We start from the raw sequence: 2,219 nt of genomic DNA on the forward strand, positions 1-2,219 counted from the left end.
ATCAGTACTAACACATTGTTCTTTAGTAAACCCATAGCTCTTGCACCCATCCCACGGTTCCCGCAACAGTGCGTCCGGTTTCCACCCCCAATCGTCTGGCGAGTCATCAGAAGCGGTATTACTATTTTTATGGTTAATATGGTGATAACCCGCCGGATTTATGAGATCGGATTTAATTATCTTGTTAGTCGTCCTATACAGTTTGCCTTGTGTGGCTTTTCTTTTTCTGCCTTTGAGAACTGCGTAACCTTTAAATTGCGTTTCCAGCTTGGCCATTGTTCAACTTTTACACGGGCGTCTCTGGTTGAATCCCAAAAGGTCTTGGTTTCGCTGTTAATCTTTTTTGTGAGTTTTTTGCTCATTTTCTCCTCCAGCTTTTCTCGCATAAATCCAACAGGTTTGTTCTCTTTCCTGGCTAACGCCCTAGTCAGCTGCCGAGTTTTTCGGTTGGCTGCGCTGGCTGGTTAGTTTTTACCACTGTCAAGTTTTTCGCTTCTACTTTTCATCTTATTATCTTTCTTATCAAGGTAATTTATGTATTCTTTTAACTTTTTTCTACACTCCGCCTCAGTATCATAAGGGCCTATCTTATCTGATCGAGTCTCATTCAAAAAATACCACTTTTCGTCCCTATTCTGGAATATTTCCTTATTCTGAAATATCATAGACATTTTTTATTTTCTCCTTTTGTCTTTGTGATATCGTTTGGTGAAGTTCTCCTTAATAACGCAAGTATTGTTGAAGGCATCGTTGACATGTGGGTTTAATACCAACTCTCATATAACTGTTATTTATATTTGCTCCACATGACGCTTTTCCAGCCTTTGCAATGTGAGTTATTGCAGAGCTGTTGTTTACTATTAAGTTTATTCCGCCTTTTTCGAGCATTTCTTTCTCCAAAATTCTTAATCGTTCCTCAAGTTCTTCTTTTTCTTTGCTTAAATGCTTAACGTTCAGAAAATAAATAATATATTCGATCTCAGCATTGATGTTTTTTATAGTACGTTTTCTTTTGTTCATAGATAAATCCTCCTACATTTTTGACGCTAACAGATCAAATTAGAACGCAAAATAAATTCGGGCTTTGATCACATTCCTTCCCGAATCTTCGTCTACTACACCGGATATATGATCAGCTTCTATGTCTAATCCGTAGCCTTTATCAAAAGGAATTCGGGCTTTTGCTGTAATCAAGCCATATAAGCCATTCTCACCTAGCCCTGGGTGGTTATGTGAGTCGGATAATAGACATAAACCTCCACCTACACCTAAATGTAAATGCTTCCAAACATTCCTCATGATTATGAGTCTTGTTTCTAATGATAAAGCATGATCACCTTTTTCTCCATTTTTGCCTATCCAATACATATACCCCACGTCGCTTTCAAAATCTCCATACCATTTAGAAGTAAAATTACGTTGACCAAACAATCCGACGCTATGCCAATAGAAATCATGACTAGAGTCTGAATGACCAACAGAATGATCAGATAACCCTCCCACCGATATAGACATCCCGATTTGGTCAAAGAAAGCTGAACATGGGTTTGCTAGTAGTAATACTGCCAGCAATGTAGTAATCACCGTTTTATTCATTTAGGCACCTCCTTTATAAAAATTGCCCATAATATACTCCTTTCTACCAACCATCTGCTTCAACTGGTTTACCACATTTTGAGCAGTGCCGGCCATTGTTGGTTTCTTTAATGTAAGCTTTTTTCTCACGATCCTTTTTGAACCAACATTCGCTTCTTACGACTGGCATGTTGTCTTTAATATGATCGCAGAATGTCTCCCATATGAACATATGTGTATATATTGCAGCACATTGCGGGCAAAACAACCAGTGCTCAGCAAATCTGATTGTCATCGCACCACAAAAGTAGCATTTTCTCGCTTTGCTTCGGGTACTGCCATGCCTTTCTTCATTCTCCGGTCCGTCGAGTAAACTTCGTTCCCCCATTATATCTCTCCATTATGCTCTTTGCTTGGCTCTCTGTTATTCGCAGCTTAGCTCCTTCTTGTGCAAGGTTTGTAGTATTAACATAATACTCTACTCCATCAGGAGTACAGCGACACTCTATTTTCTTAAGAGAATTCTCAGCACTTATAACACGCTCTTCTTGGGAGGGTTTCCGGCTTGGTGTATCATAACCAAGGTCGCCATCATCGACACACTTTCTAAGAGAATCACCAAGAAGTTTTCCATAATCACCTAG

Annotated in this window: 4 protein-coding genes; all 4 read right to left on the reverse strand. The window is 39.3% G+C overall.

The window, feature by feature from the left end; translation table 11 throughout:
* Positions 1-176: 176 nt before the first annotated feature.
* Positions 177-362: a hypothetical protein gene (locus AC3LHT_RS10490; RefSeq protein ID WP_488662853.1), complete on the reverse strand. Its 186-nt coding sequence runs from the start codon at positions 360-362 to the stop codon at positions 177-179.
* Positions 363-720: 358 nt separating this feature from the next.
* The gene (locus AC3LHT_RS10495) at positions 721-1,020 is read right to left on the reverse strand and encodes a hypothetical protein (protein ID WP_488662854.1); all 300 of its coding nucleotides are present in this window, start codon (positions 1,018-1,020) and stop codon (positions 721-723) included.
* A 39-nt stretch (positions 1,021-1,059) separates the two neighbouring features.
* Positions 1,060-1,596, reverse strand: coding sequence for a hypothetical protein (locus AC3LHT_RS10500; protein ID WP_488662855.1), 537 nt, complete (start codon positions 1,594-1,596; stop codon positions 1,060-1,062).
* A gap of 329 nt (positions 1,597-1,925) precedes the next feature.
* On the reverse strand, positions 1,926-2,219 hold a 294-nt coding region (locus AC3LHT_RS10505; protein ID WP_488662856.1), incomplete at its 5' end, for a hypothetical protein.

This window comes from Kosmotoga sp. (assembly GCF_982836095.1).

What these genes read in the sequence shown, in the direction of transcription:
- AC3LHT_RS10500 (WP_488662855.1), bottom strand. Translation starts at nt 1,596, where the DNA reads ATGAATAAAACGGTGATTACTACATTGCTGGCAGTATTACTACTAGCA.
- AC3LHT_RS10495 (WP_488662854.1), bottom strand. Translation starts at nt 1,020, where the DNA reads ATGAACAAAAGAAAACGTACTATAAAAAACATCAATGCTGAGATCGAA.
- AC3LHT_RS10490 (WP_488662853.1), bottom strand. Translation starts at nt 362, where the DNA reads ATGAGCAAAAAACTCACAAAAAAGATTAACAGCGAAACCAAGACCTTT.